This is a genomic window from Maledivibacter sp. (assembly GCA_025210375.1).
In the GTDB taxonomy this organism is placed as follows: domain Bacteria; phylum Bacillota; class Clostridia; order Peptostreptococcales; family Caminicellaceae; genus JAOASB01.
Genome location: JAOASB010000012.1, coordinates 1 through 18893 on the forward strand (window position 1 = coordinate 1; position 18893 = coordinate 18893).

The window sequence follows — 18893 nt, forward strand, 5'->3', positions numbered from 1 at the left end:
AATACGATTATGATGATATTGTTAGAGGAGAGAGTGAATTAATAGCATCATTAGATTTAGAACTAATACCTAATATTAGAAATATCCCGGGAACGGATATAGATGCATATAAGGTAGTTGGAGATATAGCAAGGGAAGTAGGACATCATGCAAAGGAAGCTATATCTGAACTTGGGAATAAAGCAGGTTACTTAGTCCATCCTTTAATGGCTGGAGCCGCAGCAGCGGGCTATGTATGGCATAAATCTACAATCTATGCTGGAGATCCAACAGAAGAAGAATTAAGGCTAAATGAAGTCAAAGGTGGAACAAATGAAAGTGAAGAAACAGATAATGAGTATGAAATTGGTAATAGTGGGGAGACGGGTGGAGCTAATACCAAAACTGGCAAACAACCAGGACCAACTATTGATCCTAATACAGGATGTGAAGTAGAAACTATATATGTTGACCCCGATGGTAATGCTATGATAAAACCAAAAGATGGAGGATTTAATTCTGGGGGATATAGGGGATTAGATACAGAAACCACTTATCCTAATGGATCTTCATACCAGAGGAATAATCCCAATGGTCATGTAAATAGCCCTGGAATAAACCATGGTCATGGTCATTTACCAGGAACAGGACCTGGTAGAGGAGGGACAGGCCCATCAATTGATGTTCATGGTAATGAAGTTCCATACAATAGTCCTGATGCACATTGGCCAACATACCCATACGGTTTCATAGAACGTATAATTATGTAATTTTACTAAGAAAAGGAAGGTAATATAGTATGTTTAAGAATGCAGAAGTTGTTAAAGAAGGGATATGTAAATATAGTGAATCTGTTGAATATAAAGTTAGAATTGTTAAATGGCACATACTTTATGGAACTGGAGATTATGAAGATTTACCAGAATTATCAGATGATAAAGAAGTTGAGTGTTATTACGTTTTACAAGAATCAATTATGGATAAAGGCAAATTTGCAACATCAAGAGGTGGTTTCTCAACAGTTCAAGAAGCTATGGAAGATGTAGAATCTAGTACGCATCAGAACATAGAATGGCTAAAAATGTGACAACGGTTACGGTGACACAGAAGGACGGAGGTTTTACATCATACTAAACAAATATACATACGATTCCGCTAGATAGATAACAAAGGGATTAAATAAACCATTCTGACTGTTCTACTGGTTGCTACGATGTAATAGACATGCTTAGAGGCTAAAAACATCCAGCACATGGGGACATTAACCTATTCACTAAAAGAATTATGGCTGTTTATCGGCGACCAATTTTAGTAGTATTTTGAGTAAAAATATTTGTACTATTAACCCTATGAAATGATATTTCTCATTTTGTGGGGTTGTTTTATTTCAGGGGAGTACACAGTGCCTAGTGAAAGGAGTGCCCAGGGAACGGGCGAATAATCCACTTAGTTTGAATTTGAATACTTATTGTGTGAATAATCCCATACAGTATTATGATCCTACAGGGCACTATTCATCAAAACATGATGAGAAAACCCCATGAAGATGCTCCTATTATGAAAGACCTATATCAGTTAATCCTAGAAAAAACCAAAAAAGCAGCAGAATACAAAGAACTAGCGACACTCCTTAAAGACATAGCAATAGGTGGAGATTCTTTTCTATTCAGAGGACATAGCAGTATAAAAGTAGAGTCAAGATGTGTATGCTTAGATACCTTTTCTCTTCAAAATGCCAGTGATAATATAAATAAAACACAATATTTTAACTTACTTACATGGTGTTGGGATATCATGACCAAAGACAGAACAGAATCAGTTTTATTAATAGCCGACGAAAGCTATCCAATGATTAATCTAAGAGTGCCACAATCTTTAATATTCCTAAGAGATGTGGCAAAACGAGCAAGAAAATATGAATCCGGGTATCCCATTCAGTAGTAGATTTTCTAGCACCTAATATCAAAATGTACGGACAGGCATTACTTGACATATCATGCTTTTTAGAAGAGCAGTACAAATAAAGCGGTCATTTAGAACTAATAGCTGAGCATTACAAAATGAAAAAAATTAACAACGGATATAGATATGACGATATATCCTATGAAGGAATGCATTCAACAAACCAAACCTTATGAGCTATCGTTCTTACAAAAGGCGAAAACAAAAGGAATAGATTACAATCTTATATTAAGTAGAAGTTGTTAATCATAAGATGTTCAAAAGCATATTAGACTTAGTAGAAAAAGCAAATTAATCTATAAATCAAAGTGATTAGAAATAGCCTTAAAGAACAATTACTTTTTAGAATTAATAAAAGCTTGAACCAGAAATATAATCAGGACATTTAGTAAAAAGGTGGTTTTACTTGTGAAAAAAATTATAGTAACAGCTCTATTACTAGTGTTGATATTAATAGGATTTTTTTATGAAGGGAATAGTGAAGAACCATATAATAGAAATTTTGAGTTTGAATATTATGAAGATGAAAGTAATCAGATGGAGTTTGATCAAGTAAAAGATAAATTCTACAGTAGTGAAGAGAAAATCAACTATACAGGTGATTTTAGTTTTGGCAATAGCACATCCACTTATTGGATAAGGATGAAGATAATAAATAGAGATTTTAAAGGGAAAGAGTATATATCTATATATAATCCAACAGTGAAAGAAGCCATTGCATTTTTACCTCAAAGGGATAAAGAAGGATATAGAAAGTTATCGTCGGGTTGGGGTTATGGTAATCATAAGCAAGATGAAAGATTTTTTTATCCCGTATTCAAAATGAATGAGGGATTTGAAAGACATGAGTACATATACCTAAAAGTACATTCGAAATTTACGCAGAATTATAGAATCACATTTTTATCAAGTGATGAATTTGAAAATATTAAACGTAAGTATCTACTCCTATATGGTGTCCTTTTTGGAGTTTTAATAGCTGTCATGATTCAAAACTTTGTCATGTTTATTCAACTTAAAAATAGAGCGTATTTATTTTACTTATTATATACTGCTTCTATGATGATTTATCAAGGAAATCTATGTGGCATATATAATGTATTTATACCTGAAAAGGCTTATGGAATAATGAATAACACCATCATATTATCACTTGTGGGCATGGGTATGATAGTTGTATTTTTTAGAGAATTTTTTCAGACAAAAGATAAATTAAGAACCTACGATAAGTTATTAAAAGGGATATTGATAATTTATGGTAGTAGCATTATTTTGTTCAGCATAATTGAGCAACCGACAATAGCTAATTTTTACGCACACAATATGGCAAGCATAGGAGCTGTCATTATGATGATGGCAACGGTAAAAGCATTTAAAGCAGGTATGCCTCAAGCTAAACTGTTTCTATTAGGATGGACATGTATGAGTGTAAGTATGATATTAAGCTTATTTAGGAATTTAGGTCTTGTTTCTAACAATATTATAACCCTGCATCTTGTGTTGATTACGATATCCCTACAAGCTATCTTCATATCCATTGATTTAATAAGACAATATCAAAAAGTAGAAAGTGATGCAAGATCCTATGAATTTGCTTTTTTACATGCTCAGATAAAACCCCACTTTTTATACAATACACTAAATGTTATTAGCAGTTTATGTAAAATAGATAGTGAAAAAGCAAGAGAGACAGTACTAGACTTAGCCGATTTACTAAGACATTTATTTGATATTTCAGTAGATAAAAAAGTAATATCCCTTAAAGATGAAATGGAATGTGTAAAAGCCTATGTACGAATAGAACAAATTAGGTTTAGAAATAAATTAACCATGACATATAATATAGATGATGACATGGATTTTAACCTACCGCCACTTGTTATACAGCCATTAGTAGAAAATGCTATCATTCATGGTATTAGAAAAAATAAAGGGACAAGTCATGTCATACTAAGTATCAAGGAAACCGAAGAGGGGTATAGAATACAAGTTGGAGATGATGGTATAGGTATGACAGGAGAAATGATAACGGGTTTAATGAAAGGGAAAAGATATAAAGAAAAAGGAATTGGGATTGCAAATATTAACAAAAGACTATATGAACTCTACAAACAAAAACTAGATATAAAAAGTACATTAGGAGAAGGAACAACTGTTTCATTTCTAGTACCAAAGGGGATGGATAAATAATGAAAGCCATATTAATAGATGATGAATATTATGCATTAAAAGGACTTGAAATGGAACTATTAGAATTAGGAGATATTGATGTTGTTGGTATGTATGAAGATGAAAGTATAGCCCTTGAAGAGGTCGAAAAGCTTAAACCAGATATCGTTTTTCTAGATATTAACATGCCAGAGATAAAAGGCACATCATTATTTACACAGATAAAAAAAGTATGTCCATTGACACAAATTGTATTCGTTACAGCTTATGATGAATATGCTGTTGAAGCCTTTGAATTAAATGCTTCCGATTATATTGTAAAACCTATACGTAAAGAAAGACTACAAAAGACCATCAAACGATTGAAAAATAGTAATAAAACAGAAGAAAAAAGCAGTGGTAATAACAAAATATCTATCAAGTGCCTTGGTGCATTTTCTATAAAAATGAATGGTACTGTATTGAATATTAATTGGAGAACAAAAAAAGTAGAAGAATTAATCGCTTACTTAGCCTGTTGCCGAGGTGAATTTATCCCTAAAGCTAAGATTGCAGGTGTATTATGGCCGGATTTGGAAACATCTAAAAGCAAGTCAAATCTATACTTAACTTACCATTACTTAAAAAAACAATCCGAGCAAAATGGTTTTGATTTCCCAATAGAGTCTATCAAAGGCAAGATGAGAATTAAGATGGAGGAAGTAGATATTGATATAGATAGGTTTATAAAAGATGTTGAGAATATAGGTGCAATTAACAAGGAAAATATCCATAAAGCATATGAAATTTTAAGATATTATTCAGAACCACTTTTAGATGGACAATACTACGAATGGATTAGAGAAAAAGAGTATTCATTAACATTACTATATGACCAATTGAAAAATAGAATTAATGAGTTTGTTAGCTGAAAATAATAAAATAAAAATCCTAGAAAATGTTAAAACAACGGCATTTTCTAGGATTTTTTTATGCCAAAACTTTGTATATTTGTAGTTTTGCAAAGGGTTTGTAAAGGTACTGTAGTGTATAATAAACATCATTTTAAAATAGAGGGAATGGCCTTGCAAAAACCAAGAATACACAGGAAAAGGAGTTAAGAAGAATGATAAGAATATCTAGGAACAAAATAGTAACGTATATAATGGCAGTAGCTATTATAGTATCTAGTATATTTCCAAATGTAGCATTTGCACAAACCAATGATAAGGAAATATTTAGTGATATAAATGGACACTGGGCGGAAGATACCATTATAAAACATGCCAAGAAAGGTATGCTAAAAGGATATCCAGATGGTACATTCAAACCAGATCAAGGGATGAAGCGTTGTGAACTCATATCCGTTATTAACCGTTACTTTGGACTAAAAAATAAATCCAATGATAACTATAACGATATTAATGAAAAAGCTTGGTATGCAGAAGATACAGCAAAGGCAAAATACTATGACTATGTGAAGGGTTTAACCGCAGAACCGAACAAAGAAGCAACAAGGGATGATGTTATTGGCATGCTGGCCCTCATATTAGATATGGAAGAACAATCAAAAACAAATAAATCAATAACTTATAGTGATATAGAAAATCTAGCGGAAGAAAATCGTAACAATATAAAGGAATTCTCTAAGATGGGTTATATACAAGGCTACCCAGACGGAAAATTCAAACCGAACAAAGTAATCAATAGAGCAGAAATACTAGCAATAACTGAAGCGGTATTAGGATACATCGTAACAAGTCAAGAAGACTTAAAAAACATTCCAAAGGATGCAAAGAAGATAACCATTATAAACCCTGATATAACAATAGAAAACTTAGAAACAGAGGCGGATATATATATCAGTGCAGGAGTAAATGGAAAACTAAATATTAAAGATAGTAAACTAAAAGGCAAAGTAGAAATAGAGGGAGGAACAGAGAAAAATCCTATCCAGCTTGAAAATGTAGAAGTAGGTAAGCTTATCATAACAAAGGCAAAGGAAAAGCCAACAATAAATATGGTGAGTACAAATGTAAAAGAAGTAAAAGTAAAATCAGAAGCTACCATAAACACCGATAAAAAGTCAGTAATAAAAAAAGCAGATATTAGGTCAAAATCCAATTGGACAGGACAAGGAAAAATTCAAAAAGCCTATGTAAAAACAAAAGATGTAACCATAGAAAAGAAACCACAATATGTAGAAGTAAGCGATAAAAAAATATCTGTAACAATAGGCAAAAAAGATATTACCTATAAAACGGATGATAAAAGACCATACAGTGGAGGGAGTAATTCAGGCTCACAGCAACCTACCAAGACAAACATTACAAAAGTAAATATAGCAGGGCAAATAAAACAAGGAGAAACACTAACTGCTAATATTTCACCTGCACGAGCAACAGCAACCTATAAGTGGCAAAGAGAAGAAGTGGCAGGAACTTATATAGACATAGTAAAGGCAACGGCATCTACATATACACTAACAGTAGATGACGTAGGCAAAAATATACGTGTAGTAGCAACAGGAACAGGAAACTACAAGGGAGAAATAACTAGCCAGACAGTGGGAGTTATACTAAACAATGACCCAATAGCAATAAAAATAAAGGATGGCTGGATACCCGTAGCAAGCAAAGAAGAACTAAAACAGATCAACAGTAATACTGACCAAACATTTGGATTAGGTACGAAGTACGAAGATACCTACACAGGTGGAATGGATAAAAAATATATGCTCGTAGCGGATATTGACTTAGTAGGCGAAAATTTTGAACCAATTGGATACTATAAGGAAAGCCCGATAGCCTTTACAGGAAAATTCACAGGAGAAGGATATACCATCAGTAATCTAACCATAGAAAGAGATGAAGAATATCAAGGATTCTTTAGTAAACTAGGACAAGGTGCAGAGATAACCCATATAAATATTGACACAGTAAAGATGAAAACATCATCCTATTCAGGGGTATTAGCGGGTGCATCAGATGGGGCAAGGATTGCAGACAGTGAAATCAAACATGTGGATTATAATCTTTTTCCTGTTAAGTTTCACGGTGAATGGAAAAGTGCTATAGGTGGATATATAGGAGATAGCACTAGTACAGTATTTGAGAACCTAAAGGTAGAAGATTTTCAATTAGTACTTGATGAAGATTCCATTGAGATTTGGGCAAAAAATCTAGGTGGACTTTCAGGTATAGTCGATGGTGGAACGGTAAAAGGGTGTACAATCAAAGATATTACTCTAAGAGCAGAAGATGATATCACTAAAAATAATTATTCTTTTAGATTAATGGGAGGCTTAATAGGGCAGCTAAATAATTCAACCAGTGAATTACTTAAAATAGTGGATAACAAAGTAGAAAATCTTGATATGAAGATAAGTGGATGGGCAATTGGAGATAATTCAGGTGGATTAATCGGCGAAATTAATAACTCGAAAGAATCTAAGGTTCCTACCAATGGAGATATTTGTATCAGCGATTGTCAGGTGACAGGTACCATTCAAGGTGGGGGTGGAGTTCGTACATCCTATGGAACAACTCTTGCAGGAGGTTTGATTGGTATAGTAGATGGCACAGGGACACCAATGGGTAAAATAGAAATTAGTAATTCAAATACCTCTGTAAGAATGTATGACTTCCTAAAGAGCCCTGGTTATTTAGATACAGCAATAGCACAAGATGGAGTAGGCGGTTTTGCAGGGCGATTAATAAATGTAAAGATAGATAACTGCTATGCAACAGGTGATATGGGTAAATTTGGTGATTTTGATCCTGATTCAGGTAGTGGAGTTAAAATCGATGAAGATGCAGTAATGGCAGGTTTTGTAGGTTGGATACAAGATAGTATAGTAGAAGATAGCTATGCAATTGGAGATATTTATGGTTCAACGTATAGCGCAGGATTTGCTAGTGCGACCATGAACAGTAAGATAAGTCGTTGCTATGCTACAGGGGATATAAATAGTAAGATAAGTACTACAAGTTGGATAGGTGGTTTTATTGCTTGGACAATTGCAGAAAATCATATACAAGATAGTTATGCAACCAGCGATGTTAACAGTGGGCATGAATCCGGAAATTTTATAGGGTTTGAATCAGGAACAACGAAGCTGCATAATGTCTATGGTGCAGGTAAGGTAACAATCAAGAATGGCGATAAAGGTGCGTTTATAGGTAATTGTATAGGTGATCCGAATATCATCAATGCCTTTTACAACATAACAGGTAACGAGACATTAGTACCTATTGGATATAAAGTAAACACTTCATTAAAAGCCAAAACTACAGAAGAGCTAAAACAAATAGCGACCTTTACAGGTTGGGATATATCTGAGGCAGGAAGCGGACAAAATACTGTATGGCTAATAGAAGAAGGTGTTACATATCCATACCTTAATGATAGCTATATACCTGTTATATCAACAGCGTGTGATGTAGCATCATGGAATGTACCATCAAACCCTACAATAGGTGGTACAGATAATACTGCGATAAACAAAACAGTGGATAACGGAACAACCGAGATAACAATAGATGTGACAGTAAGTAGTGGGGCAACTTGGAAACTATATAGTGATAGTGGCTGTACAACAGAAATAGGAAACAAAAAGCTTACTTTATCTATGGGAACTAACACAGCCTATCTAAAAGTAATAGCAAAAGATGGAAGTACAACTAAGGTATATACACTAACCATAACAAGAGAGGGTATCGTTAAAGTAACCTCCATAACCGTAACAGGACAAGGAGATTCGACTACAATCACCGATAATGATGGTACACTACAAATGTCAGCAGAAGTATTACCAACAAATGCTGATAATAAAGAAGTGATATGGTCGGTAAGTGATGAAAGTAAAGCGACAATATCAGAAACAGGCTTATTAACAGCAGTAGATAACGGTACAGTAACCGTAACAACCACTGCAAAAGATGGTTCAGGTGTTGATGGTCAGCTAGAAATAACCATAAGTGGACAATCACACTTACCTGCATTAGGAACACGAGTGGAAAAAGATTCATCAGGTCAATACGTAGTAGCTACAAATCAAAGCAGTAGCAGTAATCCAATAGGTTTATGGAGAATAGAAGATTTAGTTGCCATAGGTAACGATACTGCATCTTTATCAGAAGATTATGTTCTAATGAATGATTTAGATTTTAATAATAGAGATAGCTATCGAAATCCAGATGATACAAGTATAGATGCAGATGGGGATAGTGATAGCAGTGAAACTATCTATGATGAATTAAAACAATCAGGCAATACAGATGTAGGGTTTAAGTCCATAGGAAAAGATGGAAGTCCATTTACAGGGAACTTTAATGGAGGTGGCTATAAAATTGAGAATCTATATATTAATCGAAGCAGTGAAGATGATATAGGTTTATTCGGTAAAACAAAAACAACTGTAATAAAAAATATAGGAATTGAAAATTGTAAAGTAACAGGAAATGCTGGTGTAGGAGGATTAGTAGGATGGAACTCGGAAGGGGCAATAGTAAGCAATAGTTATAGTACAGGGAATATAGAAGGAAAAGGGTATTGTGTTGGAGGGTTAATGGGAGAGAATGATGAGAAAATAAGTAATTGCTACAGTACAGCAAATGTAAAAGGGAGAAATTCCCTAGGAGGATTAATAGGGTGTAATTTTAATGGACAAGTAAGTAACAGTTATAGTACAGGAAATGTAATTGGGATTAGTACAGAGATCGGGCTCGTAGGATTAGGAGGTTTAATCGGAAATAATGGAAATGATAAAGTTGAAAATTGCATTGCATTTAATTGCTCTTTAAGTCATACTTCAGATTATGTTAGTAGAGTAGTAGGGGCTGGTGGAGGAACACTAACCAATAACTATGCCAACTCATCCATGACGGTGACAGCAAGTGGCTCTGCCATTGCTATATCAGGTGGTGCTACTGATAATGAGAAGGGTGCAGATATAACAGCAGAACAATTCAAAGATAGCAGTAGCAGTAATTCACCCTATAACCAGTGGGATTTCACTCCTGATATAGACAATACAGGAACAGAAAAAGATAATGACGGTTATTACTGGCAAATGGGAATAGACAGACCTATTCTATATTGGTTTAACGGAACTGAAGGAGTACAAATCGGTGATGATAACGGCAGAAGATAGTACATTCACAGAGACTGGGTATTGAGAGTGAAAGACTCTATGACCTTAACGGGTTATAGAGTCTTTTGTAGATCATCCTTCTCCAAAAAACTTGACAGAATAGTATACCTATATTACTATTTTAGTATACCAGTATTACAAGAATGTTTATTAATAAAGAAAGAGGGTTATCAATGAAAAAAATAATTGCAGAATTTATGGAAGTCTCCGGCCTATATATGGAGCTTATTAAGAAGACAGAGAAGGTTAAAAGAAAATATAATGGAATAGAGCTACACCCATCTGAGATACATACATTAGTTTTTATTCAAGACAATAATGAAAGTAATATGACTGAGATAGCACAAAGATTAGGAGTTACAAAGGGGGCCATTTTTAAGATAATTGACAAGCTAGGGCAGAAAGAATTATTGAGTCGGTACAAAAAGCCCGACAACAATAAAAATACTTATTTTAAATTGAGTGAAAAAGGGCTGCTTGCCTATGATGGACATGAAAAATTTCATAAAGACTTTTTTGGCGATCCCCCTGAAGAATTTTTAAAATTTATTGATGAAAATCAAGAAACTATATTAAAAATGTTTGGATTTACTAAAGATTACTTGGTGGAGCATATAGAAAAAATAGACGCAAAATAGTAGTTGTAGAGAGAGGATGATAGTTATGTTAAAGACTAATATAGACAATATTGCTAAACCCTCCAGTCCAATGATTATAAATATGTGTACAAAGTAACTAAATGTATGTTTTATGAATTTTTCAAGCATTTAGAGGTGCCTGAACTTACAACAATAATGTGTAGCATTGATAATGCTATATTTAATTCTTACTTGCCAGAAAAAATTACTTTTCACCGTAATGGAATCAATAATAGAATGGTAGATGGGGCTTCTGAGTGCATATTTGTAATGGAAAACCATGAATAACAAATAAAAATGAGGTTTCAAAATCAAGGGGACAGTATTTCGTGACCAAGTACATTTATGTGTAAGTATGCCACACGAATATAGTGTTCCTTATAACTTTAGATATTATTATGGGGGCGATTGCCCTCTATCTAAGGTTTATTTTGGTTTACGGAATAATGATAACTTGATATAATGAGATTAAAATAATGGAATTTTAATTACCTAGATTTTGTACAAATAACTAGGTAGTATTTAGAAAACTATATAAACTTAATAACTGAAACTAGACATGCAGAAGTATTTACTACTTTATTCTCATCTAGTTTAGATCATATACTTTTCATAGGTGAGATGCCGCCTTTCTGTTAATTGAGCAAATTGCATAATTACTTTCTATAAAAACCATCTACTACATGTAGTTTAAAAATCTTCAAAGCTATGCCACCAAATATGCTTATATCCTAAGTAATTAAATTAAGGATGATATTCGCATATGCAATTGTGCCAAGTAAGAGTTATGCAATTTCCTCAATTATTTTTGTGGTAAATATATCATGGAATTTTTATTAAATTACATATTTGTTGTTTGTAGAAAACTTAGGTAATTAAATTGTAATAAGAGGGTAAGCTTATGAAAAAAATAGGTAAAAAAGAAGAAAACGTAGTAAATAAATATAAATTAATATATACACCTTTATTTATTGTGTTATTAGTTGTCCTTATCGTAAGTGTATCCAGTTTTTGTATAAGTAAGAAATTAATGTTATCCCAGATGAAGCAATCAGGACTAAATCTAGTTAAACAGACAACTAGACAGATTGAGGGAAATAATAGGGCATTAGATGTAGTAGAAGAAATGCTTGAAGAAAAAATCAGGATAGCGGGAAAAATCGTGATAAACAATGAAAAGGAATTAAATGAATCATTTTTAATAGAGTTAAAGGAAGAATTAAATGTAGATGAATTGCATTGGATGAATGAAAAAGGAGAAATTCTATATACAACCGTTGAAGGATATAGAGGTTGGGTTGCTCCAAAAGGTCATCCACTGGATGAGTTTTCATTAAGTGATAATGAAGAATTATTGGAGGAGATAAGACTTGATGCAAAGTTTGGAATTCCCATTAAATATGGAGCCATAAAGAATTCAAATGGGTATATTGTTCAAGTAGGGGTCTTAGCCAAAAACATAGAGGAATTAACAAAAGAATTCAGTTATCAGACTTTGGTTAGAGAATTAGGAAAAGAAGAAAATATTGCTTATGCAACAATTATAGATAAGAATTTAAAAACTGTTGTAGATTCAAATATAGAATACATAGGTACTTCATATGATAATGAACAAGAATTTGAAGATATTATAAATGGAAATGTGAATATGAAAGAGTTATATTGTGATGAGATAGATGCTAAAGTATTGGAATTATCAGTTCCCATATTTGTCAAAGAGGAAATTACAGGGATTTTGGTAATAGGAATTTCCATGAAACAAGTATATGTTTATATTTATACTATTTTTATAACATCATTTATTATAGCTTTTATTATGTTTTTTATATTCTTGTGGGTACAGAATATAAATCTTATAAAACCTGTGAATCGATTAAATAAACAAATTAATGAAATAGATGTAGAGAATAATTTGCCATTTAGAATCCCCTTATTGGATAATGATCCTTTTGGAGGAGTGATTATTTCTGTTAACAATTTGCTAGATAAAATAGACAATTATTTCTATCAATTAAAAGAAAATCAACAAGAGTTAGAGGCATCAAACGAAGAGATAATAGCTGCATATCAGCAGTTATCAGCATCAGAAGAAGAAATAAGAGCGCAATATTATGAAATACAAAACTATACTAAAAAATTAGAAAGTTTAAAACAGAAATATTCAATTGCTATTGAAGGTACAAATTGTGCTGTATGGGAAATAAATTTAAAGGATAAAACAATTTATTTTTCTCAAGAAATTAATATTATCTTTGATATTCCCTATCAAAAATCAGAAAAAATCGAGGAAGTTCTTAGAAAGTATCTAAGTGTTGAAGATAGAGAGAAGTTAATAAAGTCCTTTATAGAATATGAAAACGGAGAAAAAGAGGAGATAGATAATCAAATAAATTTAAAAGATAAGGATGGTGATATAAAAAACATATTAATTCGTGGAAAGGGAATTTACGATGAAAATAGGGAAATTGAGTTTATAAATGGTATTTTACTAGATATAACAACATTAAAGAAACAGGAAGCATATATAGAGAAGCTTGCTTACAATGATCCCTTAACAAACTTACCTAATAGGAGATTATTTTTTAAAAAACTTCATGAAGCAATTGTTGAAAATAAATCAGGAGCTGTAATATTACTAGATTTAGATGATTTTAAGCAAATTAATGATACTTTAGGTCATGTAAATGGGGACAAAGTATTGAAAAGAGTTGCAGATGAACTCATAAATACAAAAAGTGAAAAAGTATTTATATCAAGGTTTGGTGGAGATGAATTTCTTCTTTTAATAGAAGGCGAAAAGGATATTGAGAAGATAGAATTTTATGTAAAGAAAATAACGAATATATTTAAGGATAAAATGATCATAGAAGGAAATGAAATCTATATAAGTGCTAGCATAGGAATCACTTTATATCCTTCTGATAGTAACGATGCTGATCAATTGATTATGAATGCAGATATGGCAATGTATAAAATAAAAGATTCAGGAAAAAACAATTATTTGTTCTTTAATGAGAAAATGAATGAGAAATTAAAGAAACAACTTGAAATAAAGAATATATTAAGAAATGCAATAAAAGAAGGTGGATTCAAGTTAGTATACCAACCTCAAATATGCACTTATACAGGGAAAATTGTAGGGTTTGAAGCCCTCTTGAGGTTGAGAGATCATAATATTTCACCAGATATATTTATTTCTATGGCAGAAGAAAACGGTATGATTGTGGAAATTGGAAAGTGGGTTACAAAAGAAGCTATTAAACAAATGGCAGTATGGCAAGGGAAGGGCATGGATATAAAACTTATAGCCATTAATTTTTCAGCCAAACAGTTAAATGATTTAAACTATATTGAATTTTTAAAGGATACATTAAGAGAAACGAAGGTAGAAGCTAAACATATAGAAATAGAGATTACAGAAAGTATTTTTTTAGATAACAAAAAAGAAACTATAGTATTTTTAAATAAATTAAAGGACTTAGGTATAAGAATTGCTTTAGACGATTTTGGAACAGGATACTCATCTCTTAGTTATTTAACATTTTTACCAGTAGATAAAATAAAGCTAGATAAATCATTATGTGATAAGTTCTTAGAAATAGAAAATGTTTCAGTAATGGCTAATATTATTTCACTTGCCCATAGCTTGAATTTAGAAGTGCTGGCAGAGGGAATAGAAAATATTGAACAATATAAGAGGTTGAAGGAAGAGAGATGTAATTACATTCAAGGATATTTATTCAGTAAACCTGTAGAAGTAGATAAGGTAGAAAAAATACATGATCACAATTTTTTAGATAAGATAAAGCTTTCCTAAAAATAATCTTAAGGAAGGCTCATAAAGCAAAGGGGCAGGATGTGCAAAATTGCCTAAACAATTATCCTAATATAAAGGACCCAGCATTCACACTTTCGTTTTTCCTATGCGAAAGTATGCAAGGCTTGGTCCTCTTTTTATTATCTAAATCCATTAATATCAAACCAGATCGTTTTTCATTTATATTCCCTACATACCTTGTCATTAATATTCACTTTTGATTTACTAGCTTTGCCATCATTATACTAATTTTTTCTATATTTCTGTTGTTAGGTTGAGTGCCTTCATACATCCTACCGTCCCTTAGCTTCTTTCTTTTCTAAATATGAGTTGTTAGACAATTGTTGAGAATTTGTTGAGAACAATATGATAAAATATGAAATTATTCGACAAAAAGGTAGATTTAGGAAGTAAAATCAAGAATAATATTCCTATATTAGGCTCCAAGTAAGAGTTATGCAATTCTCCCATGTGATAAAAATAATGACTAGAATTGCAGGCATATCAGTAAATAAAATTTGAAAATTGTAAAACAATGTCTAGAAGCAGAAATTCCGTCCCTTAGCTTCGTCCCTTAGCTTCGCTTGGATTCTGGTTCTAGATATTTTGTAAAATTATATACTAAGGAGGAAATTTAATGAAGAGAACAAAAAAACACATAGCAAATATGCTCGTATTATGTATGATTATGAGCATGTTTGGGTTTGGTAGCTTTGGTATTTCATATGCTGAACCTGTAGCTAAAGCACCTGAAGTACCGGCGGATGGTGGAAATGATCAAACTGATGAAAATTCAATAGATACTGAAGTAGATGGTAAAGAGGTAATAAAAGATACCGGGGAGGAAGAGGGTTCTCCATTACAGGAAAGTGAAGAAAAGTCTGACCCAGAAGTATCTGTACCTAAAACAACCATAGAAGAAAAGCCAAAGGTAGAGGATGAACAAAATAGTGAAAGCTTAGCAGAGCCTGAAGAAAATAGTGGAGAAGTGACAAGAGATACTGATGGGGAAGAAAGCTCCGGATCACAGGCCAGTGAGGCAAAGCCTAATGAAGAAGCATCTGTACCAGAAGCACCTGCAGAAGAAAAGCCAGAGGGAGATGATGAACAGCCCAATGAAAATCCAGTAGATCCAGAGGAAAATGGGGAAGAGGAGCCAAGTGAAGGCGGTGAAGAAGCTACGCCAAAGGAAACAGTTCCGGGAGTACCCACAGAAGTATCGGTGGCCGCAAGAGATAAGCAAGTGGCTGTAAGCTTTACAGCCCCTGAGGATAACGGAGGGGCAGAGATAACAGGGTATACAGTTATATCAAGTCCAGGGGGCATAACAAAAAAAGGAGATAGCAGTCCCATAATTGTAACTGGATTGACAAATGGAACAGAATATACCTTTACGGTAAAAGCGACAAATAGTGTGGGAGATAGTAATGAGTCAGAGGCATCAGAAGCTGTAACACCTCAAGAGATTAACCCTAATGTTAGGCATGCTTTAAAAGAGGGAAATGTATTCTTAGGTGGTAAGTATATTGAACTAGGAATTTCTCCTATGGGATACTTTGGAACAACTGTAGCTGCACCCGATGGATTTCATCCTATAGGTTATGGTAATAGATTAGGAATGCAAGTAGATGGCGATGGTTTTGACAATGGAAAGGAATCTACAACAGGAGATTTCTTTCTTCCAGGCTCTCCAGTAGAAGGGTTTGGGCTTGGGTACAAACTAACTAAAGAAGCAGAACCATTGGTATTAAAAAATTATAACAGTGGATCACCCCAGAATGATATTAACGATATATCTATTGTTGATGGTAGTTCAGGAAATATTTTAGAGGCAATTTCTATAGGAACAACTGAAGATAAGAAGCTAAAAATCACCCAGAAAGTTTGGTTTGAAGTAAATGATACTTTCTTTAATAACGAAGTTACTGTAGAGAATTTAAGTGATTCTACCCTTTATGATGTGAGATATACACGCTCAGTGGATCCCGACCAAGATGCTGATAAACATAATAGGTATGATACTAAAAATTCAGTTATAAAAAATCCTCCCAAAGCTAGTACAGCAGTAGTTATTGCTAAAGGTGCAGTAACCGATGAACCTTTTATATATATGGCAAAGGACAATAGTGCAAGGGCAGCAATTGCATCTGCACCTATTTTAGATCCATATTCTAATAATCTATGGGTTGAAGACGGTGATGCACTAATAACAGAAGAAAGTACTAATGATACAAACATACATCTCACCTTCAAAATTGGAGATATACCAGCAGGGGAAACAAAAACAGTTACAATGTATAGCAGCTTGAATCCCGATTTAGACGACGCATTAAATGATTTAGGTGTTGAAGAAAAATCTAGTAACGCAAATTTAAGTGCATTAAATATTGAGGATAAAGAACTAACACCTAAATTTGCAAGTAATACAACCTCATATGTATTAGGCGTTGACCATAATACAAGGACCATAAAAATAACTCCAACGGTAGAAGATAAAAATGCAACAATAAAAGTCAATGGAGCAGCAGTAAACAGTGGTGATACAAGTGACGATATAAGCCTAAGCTATGGGAAGAATGTCATTCAAATAGTAGTCACAGCACAGGATGAAACTACAACTAAAACGTATACTTTGGAGGTATCAAGAAGCAATCCTCCAAGCCATAAATCCAAGCATAAATCAAAATCCACTCCTGGGGCAACTGTAATAGTAAATGGTGTATCTCAAACAGCAGGAACTTCAAAGGAAAATAGAGTCGATGGACTCTTAGTTGCTAAGGTTGATGTTAATGAAAAAGTTCTTAATGACAAGATAGATAGTATATTAAAAAATAAAAAATCAACTGACAGCATAGATAACCTTGTGGAAGTACCTGTAACATCAAAAAATGCCGATAAGCTTACAGTAGAATTTACTGGAGATGTTGTAAAAAAATTAGATGATAATAAGTTTAAGCTTTCCGTTCAAGCAGATAATATAGATTATATAGTTCCTGCAAAGGAAATAGATATTGAAAATATTGCAGAGCTTCTGGACGTAAAGAAGAAGAACTTGGATGATATTAAACTAGATATTAAGATAGATAAGGTAGATGAAAAGCTTGCTAAGGAAATAATGAAAAATGCGGAGAACCAGAACTATAAAATTGTTTTTCCACCAGTTGATTTCACTATTGTAGCTAAAACATCAAAAAAAGAAGTGAAAATATCCAAGTTTTCAAATTATGTAAATAGAGTTATGGAAATACCAGGGGGTATTGATCCAAAAAAAATAACAACAGGTATTGTGTATAATAAGGATGGTACCTTCTCCCATGTGCCAACAGAAATCTTCAAGAAAAATGGTAAATACTATGCTAAATTGAATTCATTGACAAACTCTTCCTATTCTGTAATTGGGAACCCAATAACCGTGGATTCTGTTGAAAAACATTGGTCTAAGGCTTATGTTAATGACATGGCATCAAGACTTGTAGTTAAGAATCCAGAAGACTTTGTACCCGATGCACATATTACCAGAGGAGATTTTGCAGAGTATATAACAAAGGCCCTAGGCTTATACAGAACTGGTGTAGCAGAAGAGGGTAAATTTAAGGATGTAGAGGTAAGGGATGGATTAGCAGACGCTATAACTATAGCCACTGAATATGGTATCATAAACGGCTATCCAGACAAAACCTTTAGACCAGATGCAGAAATTACCAGGGAAGAAGCAATGGTAATGTATGCAAGGGCCATGGATATAGTAAAGCTTAATGAAATAGATGATAATATAATAACAATCTATCAAGATCAAGATCAAATTTCAAAGTGGGCCTATGAATTTGTTGAAAAGACAATTGGAGCAGGTGTATTTAATGGAAGAACCAAGGATACAATTGTTCCACAGGGGACATTAACATATGCAGAAGCTGCTACAGCCATTAGAAACCTATTGGTAGAATCAGGCTTGATAAATGATTAGATAATTACAAATTAAAAGCCTTCCAATCATTTTATGTGATTGGGAGGTTTTTAATTATGTGATTTTATTTATGATATATAGACACTGACAATGAAAGATTTAGATATTTTCATTAAGAAAATATTAATGAAGAAAGTATCAAAAAAGATATTGGAGAAAAAAGGCGTATCAACGAGGTAATTAACTAGAAACATAGGTGTATAAGTAAATAGGATTCAGACAATGTATAGA

At 33.0% G+C, this 18893-nt stretch carries 9 protein-coding genes; all 9 read left to right on the plus strand.

From position 1 onward, the window contains the following. The coding region (locus tag N4A68_03805) for a hypothetical protein (GenBank protein MCT4563430.1) at positions 1-749 on the plus strand (749 nt) is incomplete at its 5' end. A gap of 29 nt (positions 750-778) precedes the next feature. Next, entirely contained in the window at positions 779-1066 is a 288-nt protein-coding gene (locus N4A68_03810) for a hypothetical protein (GenBank protein ID MCT4563431.1), read from the plus strand. A gap of 437 nt (positions 1067-1503) precedes the next feature. Further along, positions 1504-1920, plus strand: a complete 417-nt coding sequence (locus tag N4A68_03815; GenBank protein ID MCT4563432.1) for a type IV secretory system conjugative DNA transfer family protein — start codon at positions 1504-1506, stop codon at positions 1918-1920. Between the two features lie 429 nt (positions 1921-2349). Then, entirely contained in the window at positions 2350-4131 is a 1782-nt protein-coding gene (locus tag N4A68_03820) for a histidine kinase (GenBank protein MCT4563433.1), read from the plus strand. After that, positions 4131-5021 carry a response regulator gene (locus N4A68_03825; protein ID MCT4563434.1) on the plus strand — a complete coding sequence of 297 codons (891 nt, stop codon included), beginning with the start codon at positions 4131-4133 and terminating at the stop codon, positions 5019-5021. The genes N4A68_03820 and N4A68_03825 overlap by 1 nt, the downstream gene beginning before the upstream one ends. 194 nt (positions 5022-5215) lie before the next feature. Continuing rightward, positions 5216-10243 (plus strand): S-layer homology domain-containing protein, encoded by a 5028-nt coding sequence (locus tag N4A68_03830; GenBank protein MCT4563435.1) that lies wholly within the window; start codon positions 5216-5218, stop codon positions 10241-10243. 173 nt (positions 10244-10416) lie between these two features. After that, positions 10417-10881 (plus strand): MarR family transcriptional regulator, encoded by a 465-nt coding sequence (locus tag N4A68_03835; protein MCT4563436.1) that lies wholly within the window; start codon positions 10417-10419, stop codon positions 10879-10881. A 901-nt stretch (positions 10882-11782) separates the two neighbouring features. Next, a complete protein-coding gene (locus N4A68_03840) occupies positions 11783-14698 on the plus strand; it encodes an EAL domain-containing protein (protein ID MCT4563437.1) in 2916 nt (971 codons plus the stop codon). A 637-nt stretch (positions 14699-15335) separates the two neighbouring features. After that, on the plus strand, positions 15336-18662 hold the full coding sequence (locus N4A68_03845; protein MCT4563438.1) for an S-layer homology domain-containing protein: 3327 nt from the start codon (positions 15336-15338) through the stop codon (positions 18660-18662). Positions 18663-18893: the final 231 nt, after the last annotated feature.